The organism is Pseudomonas sp. LAIL14HWK12:I1, assembly GCF_003202095.1.
GTDB classification, from domain to species: domain Bacteria; phylum Pseudomonadota; class Gammaproteobacteria; order Pseudomonadales; family Pseudomonadaceae; genus Aquipseudomonas; species Aquipseudomonas monteilii.
Genome location: NZ_QJKG01000004.1, coordinates 44,358 through 65,253, shown reverse-complemented (window position 1 = coordinate 65,253; position 20,896 = coordinate 44,358). Strand labels below are relative to the sequence as shown.

24 protein-coding genes are annotated in these 20,896 nt (G+C 62.3%); 11 read left to right on the top strand and 13 right to left on the bottom strand.

Translation table 11 applies throughout. The annotated features are described in order from the left end of the window. Positions 1–13: 13 nt before the first annotated feature. From D906_RS12215 to D906_RS12205, 3 genes are all read right to left on the bottom strand, one after another. Positions 14–919, bottom strand: a complete 906-nt coding sequence (locus D906_RS12215) for an alpha/beta fold hydrolase (RefSeq protein ID WP_019098831.1) — start codon at positions 917–919, stop codon at positions 14–16. A 176-nt stretch (positions 920–1,095) separates the two neighbouring features. Then, the gene (locus D906_RS12210; protein WP_019098830.1) at positions 1,096–1,782 is read right to left on the bottom strand and encodes an LrgB family protein; all 687 of its coding nucleotides are present in this window, start codon (positions 1,780–1,782) and stop codon (positions 1,096–1,098) included. Further along, entirely contained in the window at positions 1,772–2,158 is a 387-nt protein-coding gene (locus D906_RS12205) for a CidA/LrgA family protein (RefSeq protein ID WP_016713476.1), read from the bottom strand. The genes D906_RS12210 and D906_RS12205 overlap by 11 nt, the downstream gene beginning before the upstream one ends. A gap of 98 nt (positions 2,159–2,256) precedes the next feature. On the opposite strand from D906_RS12205, the gene D906_RS12200 reads away from it, so the two are divergent. Further along, positions 2,257–3,138: a LysR family transcriptional regulator gene (locus D906_RS12200; protein ID WP_027615367.1), complete on the top strand. Its 882-nt coding sequence runs from the start codon at positions 2,257–2,259 to the stop codon at positions 3,136–3,138. Positions 3,139–3,163: 25 nt separating this feature from the next. On the opposite strand, the gene D906_RS12195 is transcribed toward D906_RS12200, so the two are convergent. Beyond that, a complete protein-coding gene (locus D906_RS12195; RefSeq protein ID WP_019098828.1) occupies positions 3,164–3,619 on the bottom strand; it encodes a flavodoxin in 456 nt (151 codons plus the stop codon). A 116-nt stretch (positions 3,620–3,735) separates the two neighbouring features. On the opposite strand from D906_RS12195, the gene D906_RS12190 reads away from it, so the two are divergent. Together D906_RS12190 and D906_RS12185 are read left to right on the top strand one after the other, a co-directional pair. After that, positions 3,736–4,164, top strand: a complete 429-nt coding sequence (locus D906_RS12190) for a PAS domain S-box protein (RefSeq protein WP_016713473.1) — start codon at positions 3,736–3,738, stop codon at positions 4,162–4,164. 59 nt (positions 4,165–4,223) lie between these two features. Further along, positions 4,224–4,829, top strand: coding sequence for a hypothetical protein (locus D906_RS12185; RefSeq protein WP_025753992.1), 606 nt, complete (start codon positions 4,224–4,226; stop codon positions 4,827–4,829). Here D906_RS12185 and D906_RS12180 read toward each other — a convergent pair. Beyond that, positions 4,814–5,749 carry a MerR family transcriptional regulator gene (locus D906_RS12180; protein WP_016713471.1) on the bottom strand — a complete coding sequence of 312 codons (936 nt, stop codon included), beginning with the start codon at positions 5,747–5,749 and terminating at the stop codon, positions 4,814–4,816. The genes D906_RS12185 and D906_RS12180 overlap by 16 nt on opposite strands. Before the next feature lie 218 nt (positions 5,750–5,967). Between D906_RS12180 and D906_RS12175 the strand changes: the two genes are divergently transcribed. The 4 genes from D906_RS12175 to D906_RS12160 all read left to right on the top strand — a co-directional run bounded on the left by D906_RS12175 (position 5,968) and on the right by D906_RS12160 (position 7,937). Then, positions 5,968–6,528, top strand: coding sequence for an antibiotic biosynthesis monooxygenase (locus D906_RS12175; protein WP_019098826.1), 561 nt, complete (start codon positions 5,968–5,970; stop codon positions 6,526–6,528). A gap of 76 nt (positions 6,529–6,604) precedes the next feature. After that, positions 6,605–7,297: a dihydromonapterin reductase gene (gene folM / locus D906_RS12170; RefSeq protein ID WP_025753993.1), complete on the top strand. Its 693-nt coding sequence runs from the start codon at positions 6,605–6,607 to the stop codon at positions 7,295–7,297. 9 nt (positions 7,298–7,306) lie between these two features. Further along, on the top strand, positions 7,307–7,603 hold the full coding sequence (locus D906_RS12165; protein WP_019098825.1) for a DUF1244 domain-containing protein: 297 nt from the start codon (positions 7,307–7,309) through the stop codon (positions 7,601–7,603). Further along, on the top strand, positions 7,596–7,937 hold the full coding sequence (locus D906_RS12160; RefSeq protein ID WP_019098824.1) for a HopJ type III effector protein: 342 nt from the start codon (positions 7,596–7,598) through the stop codon (positions 7,935–7,937). Before D906_RS12165 ends, D906_RS12160 begins: the two co-directional genes overlap by 8 nt. A gap of 44 nt (positions 7,938–7,981) precedes the next feature. Here the strand turns inward: D906_RS12160 and D906_RS12155 are convergent, their stop codons facing one another. The 4 genes from D906_RS12155 to D906_RS12140 form a co-directional block, all read right to left on the bottom strand. After that, positions 7,982–8,884: an alpha/beta fold hydrolase gene (locus D906_RS12155; protein ID WP_019098823.1), complete on the bottom strand. Its 903-nt coding sequence runs from the start codon at positions 8,882–8,884 to the stop codon at positions 7,982–7,984. A gap of 105 nt (positions 8,885–8,989) precedes the next feature. Next, positions 8,990–10,201 carry an enoyl-ACP reductase FabV gene (fabV, locus tag D906_RS12150; protein WP_016713467.1) on the bottom strand — a complete coding sequence of 404 codons (1,212 nt, stop codon included), beginning with the start codon at positions 10,199–10,201 and terminating at the stop codon, positions 8,990–8,992. A gap of 250 nt (positions 10,202–10,451) precedes the next feature. Then, a complete protein-coding gene (locus D906_RS12145; RefSeq protein WP_019098821.1) occupies positions 10,452–10,985 on the bottom strand; it encodes a cytochrome b/b6 domain-containing protein in 534 nt (177 codons plus the stop codon). Continuing rightward, positions 10,982–11,248: a PepSY domain-containing protein gene (locus D906_RS12140; protein ID WP_016713464.1), complete on the bottom strand. Its 267-nt coding sequence runs from the start codon at positions 11,246–11,248 to the stop codon at positions 10,982–10,984. Before D906_RS12140 ends, D906_RS12145 begins: the two co-directional genes overlap by 4 nt. Before the next feature lie 175 nt (positions 11,249–11,423). Here D906_RS12140 and D906_RS12135 point away from each other — a divergent pair, with 175 nt between their 5' ends. Further along, a complete protein-coding gene (locus D906_RS12135; protein ID WP_019098820.1) occupies positions 11,424–12,602 on the top strand; it encodes an acetyl-CoA C-acetyltransferase in 1,179 nt (392 codons plus the stop codon). A gap of 105 nt (positions 12,603–12,707) precedes the next feature. Here D906_RS12135 and D906_RS12130 read toward each other — a convergent pair whose 3' ends face one another. Further along, complete coding sequence (locus tag D906_RS12130; RefSeq protein WP_019098819.1) at positions 12,708–13,532, bottom strand: 5-methyltetrahydropteroyltriglutamate--homocysteine methyltransferase; 825 nt, start codon at positions 13,530–13,532, stop codon at positions 12,708–12,710. A 208-nt stretch (positions 13,533–13,740) separates the two neighbouring features. Here D906_RS12130 and D906_RS12125 point away from each other — a divergent pair, with 208 nt between their 5' ends. Further along, on the top strand, positions 13,741–15,228 hold the full coding sequence (locus D906_RS12125) for a methylenetetrahydrofolate reductase C-terminal domain-containing protein (protein WP_027615366.1): 1,488 nt from the start codon (positions 13,741–13,743) through the stop codon (positions 15,226–15,228). Here D906_RS12125 and yjiA read toward each other — a convergent pair. The 3 genes from yjiA to D906_RS12110 form a co-directional block, all read right to left on the bottom strand. Then, positions 15,188–16,165, bottom strand: a complete 978-nt coding sequence (gene yjiA / locus D906_RS12120) for a GTPase (RefSeq protein ID WP_016713460.1) — start codon at positions 16,163–16,165, stop codon at positions 15,188–15,190. The two genes, D906_RS12125 and yjiA, sit on opposite strands and share 41 nt — an antisense overlap. A gap of 77 nt (positions 16,166–16,242) precedes the next feature. Further along, positions 16,243–16,440 (bottom strand): YbdD/YjiX family protein, encoded by a 198-nt coding sequence (locus D906_RS12115; protein WP_016713459.1) that lies wholly within the window; start codon positions 16,438–16,440, stop codon positions 16,243–16,245. Between the two features lie 17 nt (positions 16,441–16,457). After that, positions 16,458–18,524, bottom strand: coding sequence for a carbon starvation CstA family protein (locus D906_RS12110; protein ID WP_019098817.1), 2,067 nt, complete (start codon positions 18,522–18,524; stop codon positions 16,458–16,460). A 177-nt stretch (positions 18,525–18,701) separates the two neighbouring features. On the opposite strand from D906_RS12110, the gene D906_RS12105 reads away from it, so the two are divergent. Then, positions 18,702–19,067: a PilZ domain-containing protein gene (locus tag D906_RS12105; RefSeq protein WP_019098816.1), complete on the top strand. Its 366-nt coding sequence runs from the start codon at positions 18,702–18,704 to the stop codon at positions 19,065–19,067. A 263-nt stretch (positions 19,068–19,330) separates the two neighbouring features. Then, positions 19,331–20,848, top strand: coding sequence for a nucleobase:cation symporter-2 family protein (locus D906_RS12100; RefSeq protein WP_019098815.1), 1,518 nt, complete (start codon positions 19,331–19,333; stop codon positions 20,846–20,848). Positions 20,849–20,896 lie beyond the last annotated feature (48 nt).

Below are 20,896 nucleotides of genomic sequence, written 5' to 3'. Positions count from 1 at the left end.
CGATGAGGCCCGGTCAGGACCACGCCACTTTCTGTGGGTAATAGCTCAGCCGCTGTTCACGAAAAGCCAGGTAGTGGCGCAGGACCTGCACAGGCGCCTCGGTGTGCGGGTAATGGCCGATGCCCTGCAACTGCACGGTATCCGGCTCCGGCACCAGTTGCCGATAACGCTCCAGCATGTGCCCGCCGGAAAGTGGGTCAACCACGCCATTGATGAAGCGCAGGGGTACGCCTTTGCGCTGCATCGCCCCGACCCAGCGTTCGCGATGCAACCTGCGCTCGGGGATATAGCTCACCAGCTTGTGCAGGATGCGCGTGCCCCGGTTGGCGGCGATCAGGCTCCAAAAATCATCCAGGGCACTTTCGCTGGGGTGGGTGCAGGGGCCGTAGACCTGGGTCACGTTGCGCACCAGGTCGTCACGCCCGAACGAGCGCCCGACCAGCCAGCCGAACCGGCTAAGCAGCAGTTTCTGGATCAGCAGCATGCGGCAGCTTTCGGGGAACAGCCCACTGTTGAGGAACACGCAGCTGGCTATCTCGGCACGCTGTTCGTGGTGCCGCGCCAGCAGTTCCTGGGCCACGCTGCCGCCGTAGTCATGGGCCAACAGGTGTACCGGCTGGTCGACCTGCAGATGGCCGAGCAATGCCTGCTGCAGGTCGGCTTGCTCCATCAGGCTGTACGCGTGGTCGACCGGCTTGGCCGAGTCGCCAAAACCGAGCATGTCGCAAGCGATCACCCGAAAGCGTTGGGTCAAAGGCCCCCACAAGTAGTGCCAGTCCCAGCTGGCCGTGGGGAAGCCGTGTAACAGAAGCAGGGGCTCTCCTTGCCCTGCGGTCCAGTAGCGGATGCTCTGGCCCCGGAAGTTGAAGCTTTGTCCCCGGGTACGCCAGACGCACAATGGAATTTCGGCCATAGGCATCAGAAGTAACCCGGTGAAGTGATAGGGACGGGATAGGGCAAGGCTGCGGTCATTGCATGTCACCTCGGCACATACATGTGCTCTCTATGTCGAGGCAAAGTCTAGCCAGCAGCCCACTGGCTGGAACTTGCGTTGCCAGCCAGCTTGATGACTGTGCGAGTCAGTGGCACGAACGGTCAGAGCAACAGGGCCAGCAACGGTGCCGCGAACAGGTTCAGCAAGCCGGTCAGCACCATGACCAGGCCGGCCACCGAGCCTTCCTCGCGGCCCACCTCCTGTGCCCGGCTGACCCCGGCGCCATGCGCACCGACACCAAACAACGCACCCCGTGCCAGCGGCGTGCGCAACGGCAACCAACGCAGTAGCGCGCCGCCGAACATGGCGCCGAGTACACCGGTGAACATCACGAACACCGCTGTCAGCTCTGGTACGCCCCCCAGGTCATGGGCCAACGGCATGGCAAACGGTGTGGTAATCGAACGCGGCACCAGCGACAGGCTGGTCGCGCTGTCCAGCGCCAGCAGGTGCGCCAGCCCCCAGGAACTGGCGATCGAAGCACTGCTGCCGGCGACCATGCCCACCATCAGCGCCGGCCAATGGCGCGCCAGCATCGCCCGCTGCTGCCAGATGGGCACCGCGAAGGCGACGGTCACCGGGCCAAGCACGCTCATCAACCAATGGGTATTGCGCGCATATTCGGCATACGCGGTGTGCAGCGGCACCGCCACCGCCAGCAACAGCACCGGTACCAGGATCAACGGCGACAGCAGGTAGCGCCCGCTGCGCCGGTACAGCCAGCGGCTGCCCAGGTAGGCCAGCAAGGTCAGGGCCAGCCAGAACAGCGGCATGGGTTCAAGGCTCATGGCGCAACCTCCAGCGGCACACCAGTTCTACGGTGAGCGCGGTCACCACCATCACCATCAGCGTGCTCACGGCGATCACCAGCAAGATGCGCCAGCCCTCCTCACGGATCAACGAGCCGTAGTCCAGCAGGCTCATCAACGCCGGAATGAAGAACAGCAGCATCTCGGCCATCAGCCAGCCGGCGCCGAGTTGCAGCATGGCCGGCTTGAGCACACCGGACGCGAACAGTATCAGCAACAGTGCCAGGCCCATCACACCACCTGGGATCGGCCAACCCAACCAGGTCGCAAGCTGGCCGCCCAGCAGAAACAAGGCACAAAGAATCGCCAGCTCGACAAGCAGGCGCAGGGCTTTTTTCAACAATGCGGGTTTCATGACGGGGGTTCCTCGACAGGCCCTCATTTTAAGATTTGGCTGCCTAGGCCAGAAGCGAATTGTTAGACTGATAGCCATTCCAGAATGGAATTCAGAGCATGGAATTCAAACAGCTGCGCAGCTTTATCGAAGTGGTCCACCGCGGTGGTTTTACCCAGGCCGCGCAAACCCTGCACATCAGTCAATCGGCCGTGAGCAAGCAGGTGGCGCAGCTGGAGCAAGATGTGGGCCAGCCGCTGCTGGAACGCCAGGCCTCCCAGCTGCACCTGACAGCGGCCGGGCACATTGTGCTGGAGCGCGGCGAAGCCCTGCTGCGCCAACGCCAGGCGCTGCTCAACGAACTGGACGACCTCAACCAGATGGAGCGTGGCGAACTACGCCTGGGTCTGCCGATGTTGGGCAGTGACGCCTTGTTCGCCGGGCTTTTTGCCGAATACCGGCGACGTCACCCAAACATCGCGATCCAGTTGCTGGAGGGCGGTAGCCGCAGTGTCGAACAGGCGGTCAAGAGTGGCGAGCTGGAACTGGGTGGTAGCCTGACACCCAGCGATGAGACGTTCGACTACCAGCCGTTCTGCAACGAGTCAATGGATGCCCTGCTGCCGGCGGGGCATCCATTGGCGAGCCTGGACGGGGTGGACCTGGGGCAACTGGCCGATACGCCGTTCCTGTTGTATCAACGCAGTTTCGTGCTCAACGACCGGCTGCTGAAGGCGTGCCAGCAACAGGGCTTTACCCCGAAGGAAGGCGGCCGCAGTGGCCAGGCAGACTTTTTGGCGGCGTTGGTGGCGGCAGGCCAGGGTGTGGTGTTGCTGCCCCGAGTGGTGGCAAAAGCGCTGGAGCGCCCCGGGGTGGTGCGTTTGCCGCTCCGTTCGCCGGGGGATTTACGCTGGGACATCGCCTTTATCTGGCGACGTGGGGCCTACCTGTCACGGGCGGCGCAGGCGTGGTTGGCATTGTTGCGCGAACCTCACGCCTGACGCGCTTTTTTATGCGGCCTTAGGGTCAGGCTTTCAGTGCGATTGCCAATTCAGCCAACCACGGTTCGGCATCCGCCTCCGGGGTCACCGTCTCGCTGGCGTCCAGGCGCAGCATCGGCTGCACCTCACGCACACCCAATTCGGCAAACAGCTCGCGCATCTGCTCGCCACCGCCGCAATAGGTATCACCGTAGCTGGAGTCACCCAGTGCAATCACCGCCCCCGGCAGACCACGCCAGGCCGCAGGCAAGGTATCGCGAAGGGTGCTGTACAGCGGCATGAGGTTGTCCGGCAGTTCGCCCATGCCGGTGGTCGAGGTCACGGCCAGCAAGGCGTCGGGGGCAAAACCTTCAAGATCCTGCTGGGTGGCACGTGCCGCATGCCAGGCCTCCAGGCCCGCTGCCTTGAGCAGCGTTTCAGCGTGACGGGCGACTTCTTCGGCGGTGCCATAGACCGATCCGGAAATAATGGCGACTTTCATCGGGTAGAGGATTCCGAAACTGAGTGAAAACGTAGGATACTAGCATCCAGCGCTGGCAAAAGGCCGCCTCTACCAAAGTCGCCGTCCTCAGCCCCTCCTTGCCCAATGGCCCGAACATGATCAATGCGCAATTGCTGCAATCGATGGTCGATGCGTCCAATGACGGGATCGTGGTTGCCGAGCAGGAAGGCGACGACACCATCCTGATCTACGTGAACGCCGCCTTCGAACGCCTGACCGGCTACAGCCGCGATGAAATCCTCTATCAGGATTGCCGCTTTCTGCAGGCTGACGACCGTGACCAGCTTGGCCGCGCACGTATCCGCAGGGCCTTGGCCGAAGGCCGCCCCTGTCGCGAAGTGCTGCGCAACTACCGCAAGGATGGCAGCGCCTTCTGGAACGAGCTGTCGATTACCCCGGTAAGGCACGCCGCTGACCAGCGCACCTACTTCATCGGTATCCAGAAAGACGTCAGCCGCCAGGTCGAACTGGAACGGCAACTGGCGGAACTGTGCGCTCGTCCGAAACCCGACGAACGCGCTTGAACCAAGTACGCCATGCACGGTCAATCCCGATGAAGAAATCGCCACCACCGAGTTCGATCATGCAAGCAGACGTGCTCCTGACCCAGGACGAGCTGGATTTCATCCAGAACATGCAACATTCGCCGCATTTGAACGTGGCCGACTCCATGTCGAGCCTGCTGGTCAATGGCGACCGCCGCATACAGAGCCTGCTTACCCGGCTGGTGGCGAACGAACAGGTTACCTTGCAGGCCCAGTTCAACAACCAACAGATCAGCTTCCCCCTGCAATTGGTAGAAGACGAGTTCCACGCCCTGCACCTGCAACTGGGTTCACCGGAAATCTACGAAGACGGCCCCATGCTGCGCCCTTGGCGCCTGTCGATGGAGCAGCCGAGCGCACTGCTCGATGCCCATGACGAGATCAGCGGTCTGTGGGTACGTGATATTTCCTTCAAAGGTGTGCTGCTGGAAGTCCGTGACCTGCCCTCGCCACCCGCACGCTTCGAACTGCGCTTCGCCCCCGGCGGCATCAGCCCGATCGAACTGCACGGCGTACTGGGCCGGCGTATTGGCCCGGACCTGGCGGCTTATGACCTCAGCCAAAGCCCGCCCGAAGAAATCGAGCGTCTGCGCGACTACATCCTCCAGGCCCACCCCGACCTGCACACTCAGGTATCTAGCTGACCTGCCAGAAACTGCCGCAACCGCTGGCGCATGACACTACCCTGCGCTCCCAGGCAGGCGATAGCACTGCCAGCCAGGCTGGCCTGTGCCACTTCCGCCGCCTCACCGGCCAGTAACAACGGGCAGTCCAATACCGCCGCCAGGCGAGCCAGGTGCCGAGTGAGCTCTGCGGTAAGCGGCTGATGGGAAAACAGCACCAGGGCATCCGGCTTCAGGCGCTCGCAAACCAGCGCCAACTCCTGCAGTGGCTGCCCGTTCGCCAACGGGGTCACACCTGTTTCGTCGCTGCCCAGGATCAAGCTGGTGACCAGCAGCTCGAGCTCATGGCACTGCCCCGGTAATGGCGCCAACAGCACGGTGCGGCTACGCGGCACATGGGCAAGCTGCAAGCGAGCGAAGACCCGGCCGCGCAGGAACTGGTCAAAGAACAGCCATTCACTGGCCTGCCCATAGCCGCCCTGGCGGACTGCCATGTCGTGCCACACAGGCATGAACACTTCGCTGAAAACCTGGTCCAGGGTGCTGGCGGCAAAAACCTCCTGGAAAAGCAGATCAAGGCCCGCCACGTCGAAACGCTGCACCGCCAGGCGGATCTGGTGCTGCCAGCGTAGCCAGGCGTCCGTCGCATCACCGGCCTGGCCGGCAAGGGCATGGCCACGCGCAAGAATACTGCCCACTTTGCTGATTGCCACACCGCGCTCCAGCCACCCGAGGATACGGCGGATCTCATCGATATCGGCCTGGGAATACAGGCGGTGGCCACTGTCGGTACGGATTGGCTGGATCAGGCCATAACGACGCTCCCAGGCCCGCAGGGTCACAGCGTTGACACCGGTCAGACGGGAAACTTCACGAATTGGAAACAGCTCCTGCTGTTCAAAACTCGCATCGATCACTGGATTACGTCCCTGTTCGTTCATCTGCAAGGGGTACCCTGCGTGCGGAAGTTGAACAGGTATTCTACTACGACGGCGCGAGTCGCAGGGTGCAACCGTTTGCCGCCCGGGGTTTGCCGAATATTGCAGATACGCGATAATCCGTGCCCGATTCTTGCATGCACGCCTGTGTTGCCCACCACCCCGGGCCACACAGCCAAAGGGGCCAGCTACCCGCCAGCCCCGTTGCCAGGAGATACACGATGTCTACCCCACCCGTCACCCTGATGGTGTCTCGCCGCGCCGCCCATGGCCGCTACCAGGACTTGCTGGCCTGGTTGCATGAAGGCGAGCAGCTGGCCACCGACTTTCCCGGCTACCTTGGCTCGGGCATCCTTGCGCCGCCCCGCGATGGCGACGAATTCCAGATCATCTTTCGCTTCAGCGACGAGCCGACCCTGCATGCCTGGGAGCACTCCGCCTCGCGCCGGGCCTGGTTGCAACGCGGCAACGGCCTGTTCGAACGCCCCAAAGAGGCGCGCGTAAGTGGTATCGACGACTGGTTTGGCACCAACATGGTGCAAAAACCACCCCGTTGGAAACAGGCTGTGGCGATCTGGCTGGCATTCTTCCCGGTCTCGTTGCTGTTCAACCTGCTATTCGGCCACTGGTTGGCAGCGTTGGACCTGGTGCCCCGGGTACTGCTCAGCACCTTGGCGCTGACACCCGTGATGGTCTACCTGTTCATCCCCCTGTCCACCCGCCTGCTGGCCGGTTGGCTGCATGCCACCCCAACGCCCTCTGGCGCCCTGCGCAGCCGCTGAGGGCAGGCCATACAATAGGGAAACAGTTCGGGTATGCTGGGGGCAACCAAAGGACAGATAAGTTGACCGCCCGAACATGAACAGCCCCATTCTCGTTACCGGAGCCAGCCAGCGCGTCGGGCTGGCCTTGGCCCTTGAACTGGCACAGGCCGGCCATACGGTGGTCAGTGCCAGCCGCAGTGTCCAGCCACAGACGGCCCACCCGAACATCGTGCAGTTCCAGGCCGACCTGTGCCAGGCGGCCGACCGCCAGGCCCTGATCGATCACCTGCACAGCCATTACGACGGCCTGCGGGCCATCATCCACAATGCCTCGCTGTGGCTGGATGACGGGCTCGACAACCTCGAAACCATGTTCCGCCTGCACGTCGAAGCGCCCTACCACCTCAACCTGGCCCTGGGCGACCTGCTGGCCAAGGTGGACAAGGCCGACATCATCCACATCTGCGACGAAACGTCCTCACGCGGCAGCAAGAGCCACATCGGCTACGCCGCCACCAAGGCCGCGCTGCAGAACATGGTGCTGTCGTTCGCCGAAAAATATGCGCCCAAGGTGCATGTGAACGGTATCCTGCCCGGGCTGCTGATCCTCAAGGAAGGGGGCGATGAAGCCTACCGCCAGCAAACCCTGAAAAAGGCCTTGCTGGAATTCGAACCCGGCGCCGGCCCGCTGGTCGAGACCGTCAAGTACCTGCTCGCCAGCCAGTACAGCACCGGCAGCCAGGTGGTCATCAACGGTGGCCGCCACCTGAAAAACCGCATGACTTGAGAGAAGCCCATGACCCCACAGCAACAGCTCGAACTCGAAGCCGCCGCGTTCCGGCGCTTGGTCGAACACCTGCAAAAGCGCACCGACGTGCAGAACATCGACCTGATGAACCTGTCCGGTTTCTGCCGCAACTGCCTGTCCAAGTGGTACAAGGCCGCAGCGGACGAGCGCCAGCTCGACCTGAGCCTGGATGACGCCCGCGAAGCGGTGTACGGCATGCCCTACGCCGACTGGAAAGCCCAACACCAGAAAGAAGCCAGCGCCGAACAACAAGCGGCGTTCGAAAAAGGAAAACCTCGTGACTGATCTGAACACCCTGCGCGCCAGCCTGGCCAGCGGCCAGCATGTATTTGCCGATACCCTGGCGTTCATTGCCGACCACTACAGCTACCAGCCTCAGGCCTTCAACAATGGTGGCGTGGAAAATGCCGCTGGGCAGAACGAAGGTTCGTGCAAGACTTTGGGCCTGGCACTGCTGGAAGGGCTGAGCGACCAGGAAGCGCTGCTGGCCTTTGGCGAGCACTACCGGGATGTGCTGGCCACGCCTGAGGGCAGTGACCATGGCAATATCCGTGCGCTGATCCAGCATGGGCTGGCTGGGGTGAAGTTTGCTGCGCAGCCTCTGGCGCGCAAGGGCTGAGATAGCCGGGGCCGCCATGCGGCCCCAAAATTTTGAGCCCACCATCAATCCATGATGGTGCCAGGCCCTCCTTCTTCCAGCCCTCCCTGCTGCAACCACTGCAAGGCCACCGGCCACAGGCTTTCGCGAAAGCGGTCATGGAAGAACGCGAAGTGGCCAATTTCCTCGACCGAGATATCCACAGGCGCGATGCGCAGGTGCCGGGCACCCTGTATATAACTCAGCAAACGCTCGGTGGCCGCGACGGTGCCGAAGGGGTCATCGGTCAGGCTGATGGCCAAGGTTGCTGCCCGCACCTGGGCGAACGGCGGTGTTTTCAGTTCACGGCCGCTGGGCCGGTGTTCGTAACGCGGGGTTCGTGTGGTCCAGTCGTGCACCACGCCAGATGGCGTATCCTCCAGCCAACCCAGTCGCTTGCCGGGGAAGTAACCGAATACCCGAGTCAACAGCGGCATAACCACATGCCATTTTCCAAACAGCTGCCAGCGCTGCTCAGCCGCATAATCGCGCCAATAGGCGAACTGCGCGCCCACCATCACCACCCGGCGCACCCGGCTGGCAGATGGCGCCAGGCCCACTGCGCAGCCGCCGAAACTGTGCCCCACCACATCCACCGGCTGGCCAGGGAAATGCGCTGCAGCATGCGCCAGCATGGCTTCGAAATCGAGCCTGCCCCAGTCGCTCCATGAAGCCTGAAAACCGCGCAACGAAGCCGGGCGGGATTCGCCGATGCCCCGGTAATCGTAGGTCAGCACATCGCAGCCCTGGGCAAACAGGAAGTCGGCAAAACGTGAGTAATAGCGGCAGCGTACCGAAGTGGCAGCGTTGATGATCACCAGCGGGCGCTGGGGGTCTGGCTGGGCGTGGCGCCAGCAGAAACCGCCGAGGCTGTAACCGTCGGCTGCGGGGTGGCGAAAGGCTGTGGCGGGTTGGGTGAGGCTGCTCATGGCGCATTCCCTGTTGTTGTGCGCCAAAGCTAGCAAAGATTTTATAGCCTGTACCGGCCCGTTCGCAGGTGAACCCACGAACGGCCCGGTACAGGCTATCGCCGATTACAGCTCGACGCAGTCGAACTTCACATCGGTAGCCACGTCTTCGTCGTAGTTGACGTCAGCACGCTCGAAGCCGAACAGGTTGAGGAACTGCTTCTTGTAACCGGCATAGTCGGTCAGCTCGAACAGGTTCTCGGTGGTCACCTGTGGCCACAGGGCCTTGCAGGCGCTCTGCACGTCGTCACGCAGTTCCCAGTCGTCCAGACGCAGGCGGCCCTTCTCGTCGACTTCGGCCGGCGCACCGTCGGCACGGTACATGCGGTCGCGGTACATGCGGTCCAGCTGGTCCTGGGTGCCTTCGTGAACGCCCTTCTCCTGCATGATCTTGAAGACCATCGACAGGTACAGCGGCATCACCGGGATGGCCGAGCTGGCCTGGGTGACCACCGACTTCAGCACCGCCACGTTGGCGCCACCCTTGAGTTCGCCGGCCAGTTTCTGGTCCAGGCGCAGGGCGGTTTCGTCCAGATCCTGCTTGGCCTGGCCCAGCGCCCCGTGCCAGTAGATCGGCCAGGTAATGTCGCTGCCGATGTAGCTGAAGGCTACGGTACGAGCACCTTCGGCCAGCACGTCGGCGCCCGCCAGGGCGTCGATCCACAGCTGCCAGTCCTGGCCGCCCATGACGGTGACGGTGTCGGCGATTTCCTGCTCGGTGGCCGGCTCGATGCTGGCCTCGATGATGGTGTCCTTGTTGGTGTCGATGGCGGTCGACTTGTACGGTTGGCCAATTGGCTTCAGTGCCGAACGCACCAGTTCACCGGTCTGCGGCAGCTTGCGCACAGGCGAAGCCAGCGAGTAGATGACCAGGTCAACCTTGCCACCCATTTCGTTCTTGATCAGTTCGATGACTTTGGCACGGGCCTCGTCAGAGAAGGCGTCACCGTTGATCGACTTGCTGTACAGGCCCTCGGCCTTGGCAAACTTGTCGAAGGCAGCGGCGTTGTACCAACCAGCAGTGCCGGCCTTGGTTTCGGTGCCTGGTTTCTCGAAGAACACGCCCAGGGTGTCGGCCTTGAAGCCGAACGCTGCGGTGATGCGGGCCGCCAGGCCATAGCCGCTGGAAGCACCGATGACCAGGACCTTCTTCGGGCCATCCTCGCGCACGCCCAGCTTGCGGGTGGCTTCGATCTGGTCACGGACGTTGAGCTCGCAGCCCTTCGGGTGAGTCGTGGTGCAGATGAAACCGCGAACCTTAGGATGAATGATGGCCAATGTCTGTACCTCGTCAGGTTTATGCCGGGGAAGCGCCGTTTGAGGCGATTCCGATTGATCAGAGGGTGAGACTACCCCCGCAGGTTATCCGACACATATTACGGGGTGATCATGGGGATGCAAAACCGGGGTTCTTCTATCCCGGCATCTTCGAGGGTAAATCCGCTCCCACAGAGACCGCGCCGCCCACAAGGTCTGTGCAATACTTGTGGGAGCGGCTTTAGCTGCGAAAAGGCCGGCACCGGCATACTCAATCGCGGCGCCGACGGCGCCCGGTAATCATCGACCAAGGCAGGTTTTCCCGCAGGCGCACGCTCTCGTAAACGGCCGCCAGCACATGCACGCAAACCAGCACCAGCACGGCATCGGCCAACCCGCTGTGCAGATCAGTCGGCCAGTCCTCGCCCCACAAGGCATCCACCTCCTGCGACGCCCATCCGGTCAGGACCAGGCCGACAATGCCGGTCAGCATCAGCAACATCACCAAGGCGCCAATCGGCGAATGCCCCAGGCGATGACAAGGCTCCCCCCGCAGCAGCTTGCGGGCATGCCCCGCCAGACGCGACGGGGTTGGCCAGAAGTCAGCCCAGCGCGCGCTACGTGGCCCGACAAAGCCCCACACCAGGCGCAACACCACGCAGGCCAATGCGTAGTAGCCCAGCCACTGGTGCCAGTCGTCACCTTCTTCGTTGAAAAAGTAATCAGCGAAGAACACACCGGCGATCGAGAGATGGCACAGCCGCAGGAGCGGGTCCCACAGCTGCACCGTGCCGTTGCTGTTCAATCGTGGTACTCGGACTTGACCGCCTTGCCGGTCACCGGGTCATGGTAGATCTCGACCTTGCGGCCGTCCTTGTCGAAACCGTAGATCTCGTAGCAGTTGCCCTCGGTCACCTTGAACTTGTTGATCTTGTAGCCCTGTTCCTTGAGCTGCGCCTGGAATTTTTCCTGGTCTTGCCAGGTGCTTTTGTCAGCGGTGGTGCATTGGGTGGCGGCGAATGCTGTGCTGCTGCCGATCAGGATAAACAGGGCTATCAGGATGCGCATGGGAATGAGCTCCATTCAGTTGGGTGAAAACAGCACGGGAAACAGCTTAGTTGGATAGCGCGCCTGGTGCTCATTGATTTGCTTTTCACATCAATCAGAAAGAAAAACAAACTTAACAAATAAGCCAAAGCCACCGATGCTTGGGCATTACGCCCATCGCACGGAGAACAACAACATGAACGACGTGGTCATTGTCGCCGCAACCCGTACCGCCATCGGCAGCTTCCAGGGCGCCCTGGCTACGGTGCCTGCGGTCGACCTCGGTGCCGCCGTGATCAAGCGCCTGCTGGAACAGACCGGGCTGGACCCGGCGCAGGTCGACGAAGTGATCCTTGGCCAGGTACTCACCGCAGGTGCCGGGCAGAACCCGGCGCGCCAAGCCGCGATCAAGGCTGGCCTGCCCTACAGTGTTCCGGCACTGACCCTGAACAAGGTCTGCGGCTCGGGCCTCAAGGCCCTGCACCTGGGGGCCCAGGCCATTCGCTGCGGTGACGCCGAGGTGGTGATTGCCGGCGGCCAGGAAAACATGAGCCTTGCCCCTTACGTGATGCCTTCGGCACGTACCGGCCAGCGCATGGGCCATGGCCAGCTGATCGACAGCATGATCACCGACGGCTTGTGGGATGCCTTCAACGACTACCACATGGGGATCACCGCCGAGAACCTTGTGGACACGTACAGCCTGAGCCGAGAGCAGCAGGACGCCTTTGCCGCAGAATCGCAGCGCAAGGCGGTGGCGGCTATCGAGGCCGGGCGTTTCGATGACGAAATCACGCCGATCGTGATGCCGCAGAAAAAGGGTGAGCCCAAAGTGTTTGCGCGCGACGAACAGCCACGCCCGGACACCACTGCTGAATCCCTGGCCAAACTGCGCCCGGCGTTCAAGAAAGACGGCAGCGTCACTGCGGGCAACGCCTCCAGCCTGAACGACGGGGCAGCCGCCGTGCTGCTGATGAGCGCCGCCAAGGCCAAGGCCCTTGGACTGCCGGTACTGGCGAAGATCGCAGCCTATGCCAGTGCCGGCGTAGACCCTGCAATCATGGGTATCGGGCCGGTTTCCGCGACCCAACGTTGCCTGGAAAAGGCCGGCTGGCAGTTGGCCGAACTGGACCTGATCGAAGCCAACGAAGCGTTTGCCGCACAGGCGCTGGCGGTGGGCAAGGCACTGGAATGGGATGCGGCACGGGTCAACGTGAATGGCGGGGCGATTGCGTTGGGCCACCCGATTGGTGCATCCGGCTGCCGGGTGCTGGTGACCCTGTTGCACGAGATGATCAAGCGGGATGCGAAGAAAGGCCTGGCCACCTTGTGCATTGGCGGTGGGCAAGGGGTGGCGCTGGCGATCGAACGTTGATCACAGCCTGAGTTGAACAGGCCCTTGCTGGCGCCGACTACCAGAACTCTCATCGCATCACTCCCTGTCGATTTGAATCGGAGTACATTCAAGGGGGATTGAGGATCAAGCGGCGATAGCGACCTGTTTCAGCGCGTTATTCAGGGCCCTGACCAGTACAGCCACTTCCTGGCACTTCTGCACAGCCAGGTCCAATGGGCTGTGCAGCAACGCGCAAGATGGCGCCACCCACAGCCGCTCACCCAGACGCTCGTGGGCATCGCGCAGCAGGTCCAAGGTCTTTTCCAGGTCGCACGGCGAAGCATTGCGGCCGTCGACCAGGCCCAGCGACAGCACCTTGTAGGCCGGCAGGCGGTCGAGCATGGCGGTGTACTGGTCGGGCGCCTGCACCAGGTCGATGTGCAAGCCATCGACCGGCAGGTTCGCGGCCAGGCCAAGGTTGCCTTCAAGGCCACCCGCGTAAGTGGCGATCAACTTCTTCAAAGGTGCGCGCTGAAGAATGTTGTAGGCGCGCTCGTAGGCGTTTTTCCAATCTTGCGGCAACTCAAGGGCGAGGATCGGTTCGTCGATCTGCACCCATTCAACGCCCAGGGCAGCCAGGCGGTTGAGAGCTTGGTCATACAGTGGCAGCAGGCTGTCGAGCAGCTCCAGCTTGTCGACATCACCGGCCTTGGCTTTGGCCTGCCACAGGTAGCTCAACGGGCCCAGCAACACCGGCTTGACCGCATGGCCAAGGGCTGTGGCTTGGGCTACTGCCTCGAAAAGCTGTTCCCAGTTCGGGGCAAACTGCTGGTGGTCACCGGCCAACACCTGGCCATACCAGGCAATGTCGCCGACTGGCAGCAGTTCAATGCCGGCGTCTTTCTGCACCTGCCACAGCTCATGGTCGCAGCCGGTGTGTGGAAAGCCCAGGTTGTGTGCCAGTGCCATGTCTTGTCCCTTCAGCATGCATAAATGATTGAGGGGATTTTCCGGTTCGCGGACCGCTGAGACAAACTCATTAAATTTGAGATGAACACAAGATTTCTTCATGATCATGTTCATGTCTCAATCAGAGCACCATCCTGCGCATCCGGACATGACCCGGTCCGCCTTGTGCCGCACAATGGCACCCTGACCACACCAGGTACCCGGCCACATGAGCCTGCTGAAAACCGCGCTGCGCGAACAGAATTTCGTCTGCGTGATGGAATTCGTCCCCAAGCCTTCCGCAGAACGCTTCGCCGCCATGGAAGCGATCATGGCCCGTGCGCACCTGTGTGGCTGGCCGATGACCGTGGCCATCGGCGATCGTGTCGGCAGCCCGCTGGACATGTCGCCGCTGGACGCCCTCGCCTCGTTCAGCAACCCGGTGCCTGCCCTGCCGCACTTTTCCGGCAAGGACCGCGAACGCCACCACCTGCTCGCCCAGTTGCAACGCATGGACGCCGCCGGCCTCGACCAGCTGTTACTGCTGACCGGCGACCGCCTGCCCGGCCACGAGCCTGGCCAGCGCCCGGTGCGTTATCTGGAGTCGGTCGCCGCCCTGCAAATCGCTCGCCAGGCTTGCCCACACTGGCTGCTGGGCGCTGCACTGAACCCGTTCAAGTACCACGAGGAAGAAGGCGGCGCCCAGTATTTCAAGGCCGAGAAAAAGCTGGCAGCGGGCGCCGACTTCCTCACCCTGCAACTGGGGTTCGATGGGGATAAACACCAGGAAGCCATGCACTGGATGCGCCGCCAGGCCACGCCCAAGCCCATGCTGGCGTGCCTGATGAGCCTTACCCACGGGCGCGCTGCGATGCTCGACCACGTGGCTGGTGTTACCGTCACACCGTCCATGCGCGACATGCTCGAAGCGGAGACCGTGCAGTCCAAGGCCTTTGCCCAGGCACGCAGCGTTGACCGCCTGGCCTTGCAGATCATCGGCGTGAAGCTGATGGGTTACGCCGGCGTGCATCTGTCAGGGGTTCACGAACTCAAACAACTGCTGGCCCTTGAGGCCCGCATCGAACACTGGCAAGCCCGGATCCACACCCTGGATCAATGGGCGCCGGCGTGGCGCGCCAGCTGGCAGATGCCCGGCCTGCCGGCAGTCACCTTCCATCCGCCGCAGGCGGGTTGGCGCCAGGGCGAGTCAAGGGTCGATGCTTCACTCAAAGAAAAAGCGCGCTATCACCTGATGCACGGCATGCATTCATTGCTGTTCAGCCGTCGCAATAGCCTGAGCAAGGCATTTGGCTGGGCGGTGCGCCAGCGGCTGTGGTCCACGCCCGTTGGCGCACAGGTGTTGCACAAGGTGGAGCGCGCAGTGAAACGGCCATTGGTGGGCTGCGACACCTGTGGCCGCTGCCGCCTGGAAGACACGTTGTACATCTGCCCGGAAACATGCCCCAAGGGCCTGGCCAACGGCCCATGTGGCGGTACCGCACTGAACCGCTGCGAGTTCGGCGACCGTGAATGCATACACAGCATCAAGTACCGCACGGCCAAGGCCGTGCGGCAAACTGCAGTGCTCACCGAGCGCCTGATCCCCTGCATCGAAGTCGAAACCCGCCACCGCAGCTCGTGGCCGCAGTGGTTCCAGGCAGCGACGCCGCGCCGGCTCAGCCCGCAGCCAGCGCCTCGAAGCCAGCCCGAATCGTAGCCTCGGGCAATTCATCGGCGATGAACACCATCACGCTCTCACGAGCCTCGCCTTCGGCCCACTCGGCGTCCCAGTCAAAGCCGTAGAGCTTGAGCACGCCCTGGAACACCAGCTTGCGGTCCTCGCCGGCAATGTTCAGCACGCCTTTGTAGCGCAACAGCTGCTTGCCGTGGGTTTCCAGCAGTTCGTTCATGAAGTCGCTGAGGCGGTCGATATCCAGCGCGGTTTCCGTGCGCAGCACCAGCGTGGAGATACGGTCCGATATAGCAGGCTTGAGCACCGGGCGCAGGGTGGGTTTCAGGTTCGCACCCAGGTCGGGGTTGAGGTTGAATCCACGCACATCCAGTAGCTCAGCCAGGTCGATGCGACCGTGTTCGACCACTCGGATTGCGGCACGACCATTGATGCGGGCCAGGCGTTCGCGCAGGGCTTCTACCGCAGCCGCCTCGACCAGGTCGGTCTTGCTCAACAGCAAGCGATCGGCAAAGCCGACCTGGGCCTGGGCAATGGTTTGGGTCAGGTGCAGTTCCGCATGAGCCGCGTCTACCAGGGTGATGATGCCGTCGAGGATGTAGCGCTCACGCAGTTCCTCGTCGATGAAAAAGGTTTGCGCCACCGGCGCCGGATCGGCCAGGCCTGTGCATTCGATTACCAGGCGGTCGAAGGCGATTTCGCCTGCGTCCAGGCGTTCAAGCAGCAGGTACAGCGCGCGCGTGAGGTCGCCGTGGATGCTGCAGCATACGCAGCCGTTGGCCAGGGTCATCACCTGCACCGGTTCGTCGCCCAGCAGTTGGCTGTCAATGCCAGCCTCGCTGAACTCGTTTTCGATCACGGCGAGTTTCAGGCCGTGCTCGGCCTTGAGCATGTGCTTGAGCAAGGTGGTCTTGCCGGCACCGAGGAAGCCAGTGAGCACAGTTACGGGAATAGGCGTCTGCACGCAGTAAATCTCCTGAAGCTGAAATGACTGTGGGAGCCGGTTACCCAGGCTCCCACAGGTTCACACGTGTCGCAGGCTCAACAGCACTTGGGCCCGGACTTGCCACCGTAACGCGCTTCCTGACGTTCGCGGAAAAATTCCTCGTACGTCATCACCGGCTTGTCCGGGTGCGTCTTCTGCATGTGCTCGACATAGTTGTCGTAGTCGGGCATGCCGACCATCAGGCGGGCTGCCTGCCCCAGGTATTTACCCAGTCGACCCAGGTCGTTGAACATGACTGCATTCCTCTCGATTACGCGTCAGGCAGTGCCTGGAACGGGGTTTCCTTGTCGGTACGCTCCTTGCGGCCCAGGGCGGCATAGCCAACCTTGATGGCGAAGAACAGGATGCTGAACACCACCAGCAGGAACAGAATCGTCAGGCCCGCGTTGGTGTAGGCGTTGAAGATCACATGCTGCATCTGCCCGATGTCCTTGGCCGGGGCCAGTACCTGGCCGGCGTCCAGCGCGGTGCTGTATTTCTTGGCCAGGGCCAGGAAGCCAACTGCCGGGTTCGGGTCGAACAGCTTGATCAGGCCTGCAGCCGTGGTGCAGATCAGCAGCCAGACCGCCGGCACCAGGGTGACCCAGATGTAGCGCTGACGCTTCATCTTGATCAGCACCACGGTGCCGAGCATCAGGGCGATACCGGCCAGCATCTGGTTGGAGATGCCGAACAGCGGCCACAGGGTGTTGATGCCGCCCAGCGGGTCGATCACACCTTGGTACAGCAGATAGCCCCAGAGTGCCACGCAACCCGCGGTAGCGAGCAGGTTGGCTCCCCACGATTCGGTGCGTTTGAGGGCCGGCACGAAGCTGCCCAGCAGGTCTTGCAGCATGAAGCGACCGGCACGGGTACCGGCGTCCACCGCGGTGAGGATGAACAGCGCCTCGAACAGGATCGCGAAGTGGTACCAGAAGGCCATGGTGTTCTCACCCGGCAACACCTGGTGCAGGATCTGCGCGATACCGACCGCCAGGGTCGGCGCACCGCCGGCACGGGCCAGGATGGTGTGCTCGCCGATGTCACGGGCGACGGCTTCAAGCTGCTCAGGCGTAATCAGGAAGCCCCAGCTGCTGACCGTCTGCGCCACCGATGCCACGTCGGCGCCAACCACCGCAGCCGGGCTGTTCATGGCGAAGTACACACCCGGCTCGATCACCGAAGCGGCGACCATGGCCATGATGGCGACGAACGACTCCATCAGCATGCCGCCGTAGCCGATGTAGCGGGCGTTGGTTTCGTTGTCCAGCAGCTTGGGCGTTGTTCCCGAGGAGATCAGCGCATGGAAGCCGGACACCGCACCGCAGGCGATGGTGATGAACAGGAACGGGAACAGGGTGCCCTTCCACACCGGGCCGGTGCCGTCGGTGAACTGGGTCAGCGCCGGCATTTTCAGCTCGGGCGCGATGATCAGGATACCGATGGCCAGGCCAACGATAGTGCCGATCTTGAGGAAGGTGGACAGGTAGTCACGCGGCGCCAGCACCAGCCATACCGGCAGCACGGCGGCAACGAAGCCGTAGCCCACCAGCATCCAGGTGATCTGCACGCCGGTGAAGGTGAAGGCCGGGCCCCACACCGGGTCCGCAGCGATTACACCGCCCAGCCAGATCGAGGCCAGCAGCAATACAACACCGACCACCGAGATTTCGCCGATGCGGCCCGGGCGGATGTAGCGCATGTAGATGCCCATGAACATCGCGATCGGGATGGTGGCCATCACCGTGAACATGCCCCACGGGCTTTCGGCCAGGGCCTTGACCACGATCAGCGCCAGCACCGCCAGGATGATGATCATGATCAGGAAGCAGCCAAACAGGGCAATGGTGCCCGGAATGCGGCCCATCTCCTCGCGCACCATGTCGCCCAGCGAGCGGCCGTTGCGGCGGGTAGAAAGGAACAGGACCATGAAGTCCTGCACCGCACCGGCCAGCACCACACCGGCAATCAGCCAAAGCGTGCCGGGCAGGTAGCCCATTTGCGCGGCAAGCACCGGGCCGACCAGGGGGCCTGCGCCAGCGATGGCGGCGAAGTGGTGACCGAACAGAATGTGTTTGTTGGTCGGGACGTAGTCCAGGCCGTCGTTGTTGAGCACCGCCGGCGTGGCCCGCCGCGGGTCGAGTTGCATCACCTTGGTGGCGATAAACAGGCTGTAGTAACGGTAGGCAACCAGGTAGATGGCCACTGCCGCGACCACGATCCACAAGGCGTTGATCGCCTCACCGCGACGCAGGGCTACCACACCCAGCGCGCAGGCCCCTATGACTGCCAGCGCCAGCCACGGAAGGTGGCGTAGCAGGCTATTATTGTTGTTCATGGTTTGCTTCCAGCTGGTGGATTGGAAAGACCGCCCACCGAGTCTAGGGCCAGTCATCGCGCATTGCCACACTTGCTTTGGTCTAGAGCCTCTGCGGCCAGATTGCGGTACCTGATGCACATACCACGCTAACTATAGTCAGGATGTCACCTTAGGACCTACCCGAGGACCCATGCCATGAGCGATCACGACGAACGCCGCCGCTTCCAGCGTATCCAGTTCGACGCCCCGACCCGGCTGTGCCAGGGCGAACGCTGCTGGGAGGTGAAACTGCTCGACCTGTCCCTCAAAGGGCTGCTGGTCGAATGCCCGCAACCGTGGGATGCCGACCTGACCCAGGACTTCGAAGCGTACATCCTGCTCAACGATGAAGTGACCGAGGTGCAGATGCAGGTCGAGTTGCGCCACGAAGAACCCGATCGCCTGGGCTTCATCTGCCTCTACATCGACGTCGATTCGATGACCCATTTGCACCGTCTTGTGGAATTGAACGTGGCTGACAGCACCGAAATGATGCGTGAGCTGCGCGAACTCATCGAATAATGAAATCTCTTAGCTAGCTAATAGCTTTCCCACATGATGTTTCCTGTCTACCCAGACAGCTTTAAGCCTGGGTAGCAGTACTTTGTACACACCCCTCTAGCACCGTTTTCGATGAGTTGGTACGCCTTCTGCATTGGGTTTTCGCACACCCTGCGGTCGCTCGTGTACGCGCTCCGATCAAAATATTGTATACAATTTTTGTGGCAATAATTTGCAGGAAATGTCTACAGTAGCGACACAACAATAAACAGAGAGCCTGCTCCATGACTACGTCCCCTAGCACGTCTCCCACCAAGCGCCCCGAGGATGAAAACCTCGGGCTTGGTGCCAACCTGGCCTATGGTCTGCAGCATGTGTTGACCATGTACGGGGGGATCGTCGCGGTACCCCTGATCCTGGGGCAGGCCGCTGGCCTGAACGGTGCCGAAATCGGCATGCTGATCGCGGCCTCGCTGTTTGCCGGTGGCCTGGCCACCCTGCTACAGACCTTGGGGCTGCCGTTTTTTGGCTGCCAGTTGCCGCTGGTGCAGGGCGTGTCGTTCGCCGGTGTGGCGACCATGGGCGCGATCCTCAGCAGCGAGGGTGGCGGTGGCTTGCCGGGCGTGCTTGGCGCGGTCATGGCTGCATCGCTGATCGGCTTTCTGATCACGCCGGTGTTCTCGCGCATCACCAAGTTCTTCCCGCCACTGGTGACCGGTATCGTCATCACCACCATCGGCCTGACCCTGATGCCGGTGGCCGCACGATGGGTAATGGGTGGCAACAGCGCCTCGCCAGAATTCGGCAGCGTTGCCAACATCGGCCTGGCCGGGCTCACCTTCGCCATCGTGCTACTGCTGAGCAAGCTGGGCAGCGCGACCATCTCGCGCCTGTCGATCCTGCTGGCCATGGTGGTCGGCACGCTGATCGCCTGGGCGCTGGGCATGACCGATTTCAGCAAAGTCACCGAAGGTCCGATATTTGCCTTCCCGACGCCGTTCCATTTCGGCATGCCGGAATTCCACATCGCCGCGATCCTGTCGATGTGCATCGTGATCATGGTGACCCTGGTGGAAACCTCGGCCGACATCCTCGCCGTGGGTGAGATCATCGATACCAAGGTCGACTCCAAGCGCCTGGGCAATGGCCTGCGCGCCGACATGGCATCGAGCATCCTGGCGCCGATCTTCGGCTCGTTCACCCAGAGCGCGTTCGCCCAGAACGTTGGCCTGGTGGCCGTGACCGGGGTCAAGAGCCGCTATGTGGTAGCTACCGGTGGTGTGATCCTGGTGGTGCTCGGCCTGCTGCCGATCATGGGCCGGGTGATTGCCGCAGTACCTACCCCGGTACTGGGCGGCGCGGGCATCGTGCTGTTCGGCACCGTGGCAGCCAGTGGTATTCGCACCCTGTCGAAGGTCAGCTACAAGAACAACGTCAACCTGATCATCGTCGCGGCCTCGCTGGGCTTCGGCATGATCCCGATCGCCGCGCCGACCTTCTACCACCACTTCCCGAACTGGTTCGAGACCATCTTCCACTCAGGCATCAGCTCGGCGGCGATCATGGCCATCCTGCTGAACCTGATCTTCAACCACTTCACCACCGGCAACTCGGAAAACCAGTCGGTGTTCGCTGCGGCCTACGAGCGCACCATCCAGTACTCGGACATTTCTGCGTTGCGTGATGGTGACTACTTCAAGGATGGCAAGCTGTTCGACGCTGAAGGCAATGAGGTACCGATGCTGGAGGTGGATGAGCATGGCAATGAAACCGTCAGGCGGGCGGCGGTTGCCGAGCATTGACTGCTGACTGAGTGGTGAAGTGGAGGGGCCGACGCGCATCGTCGGCCC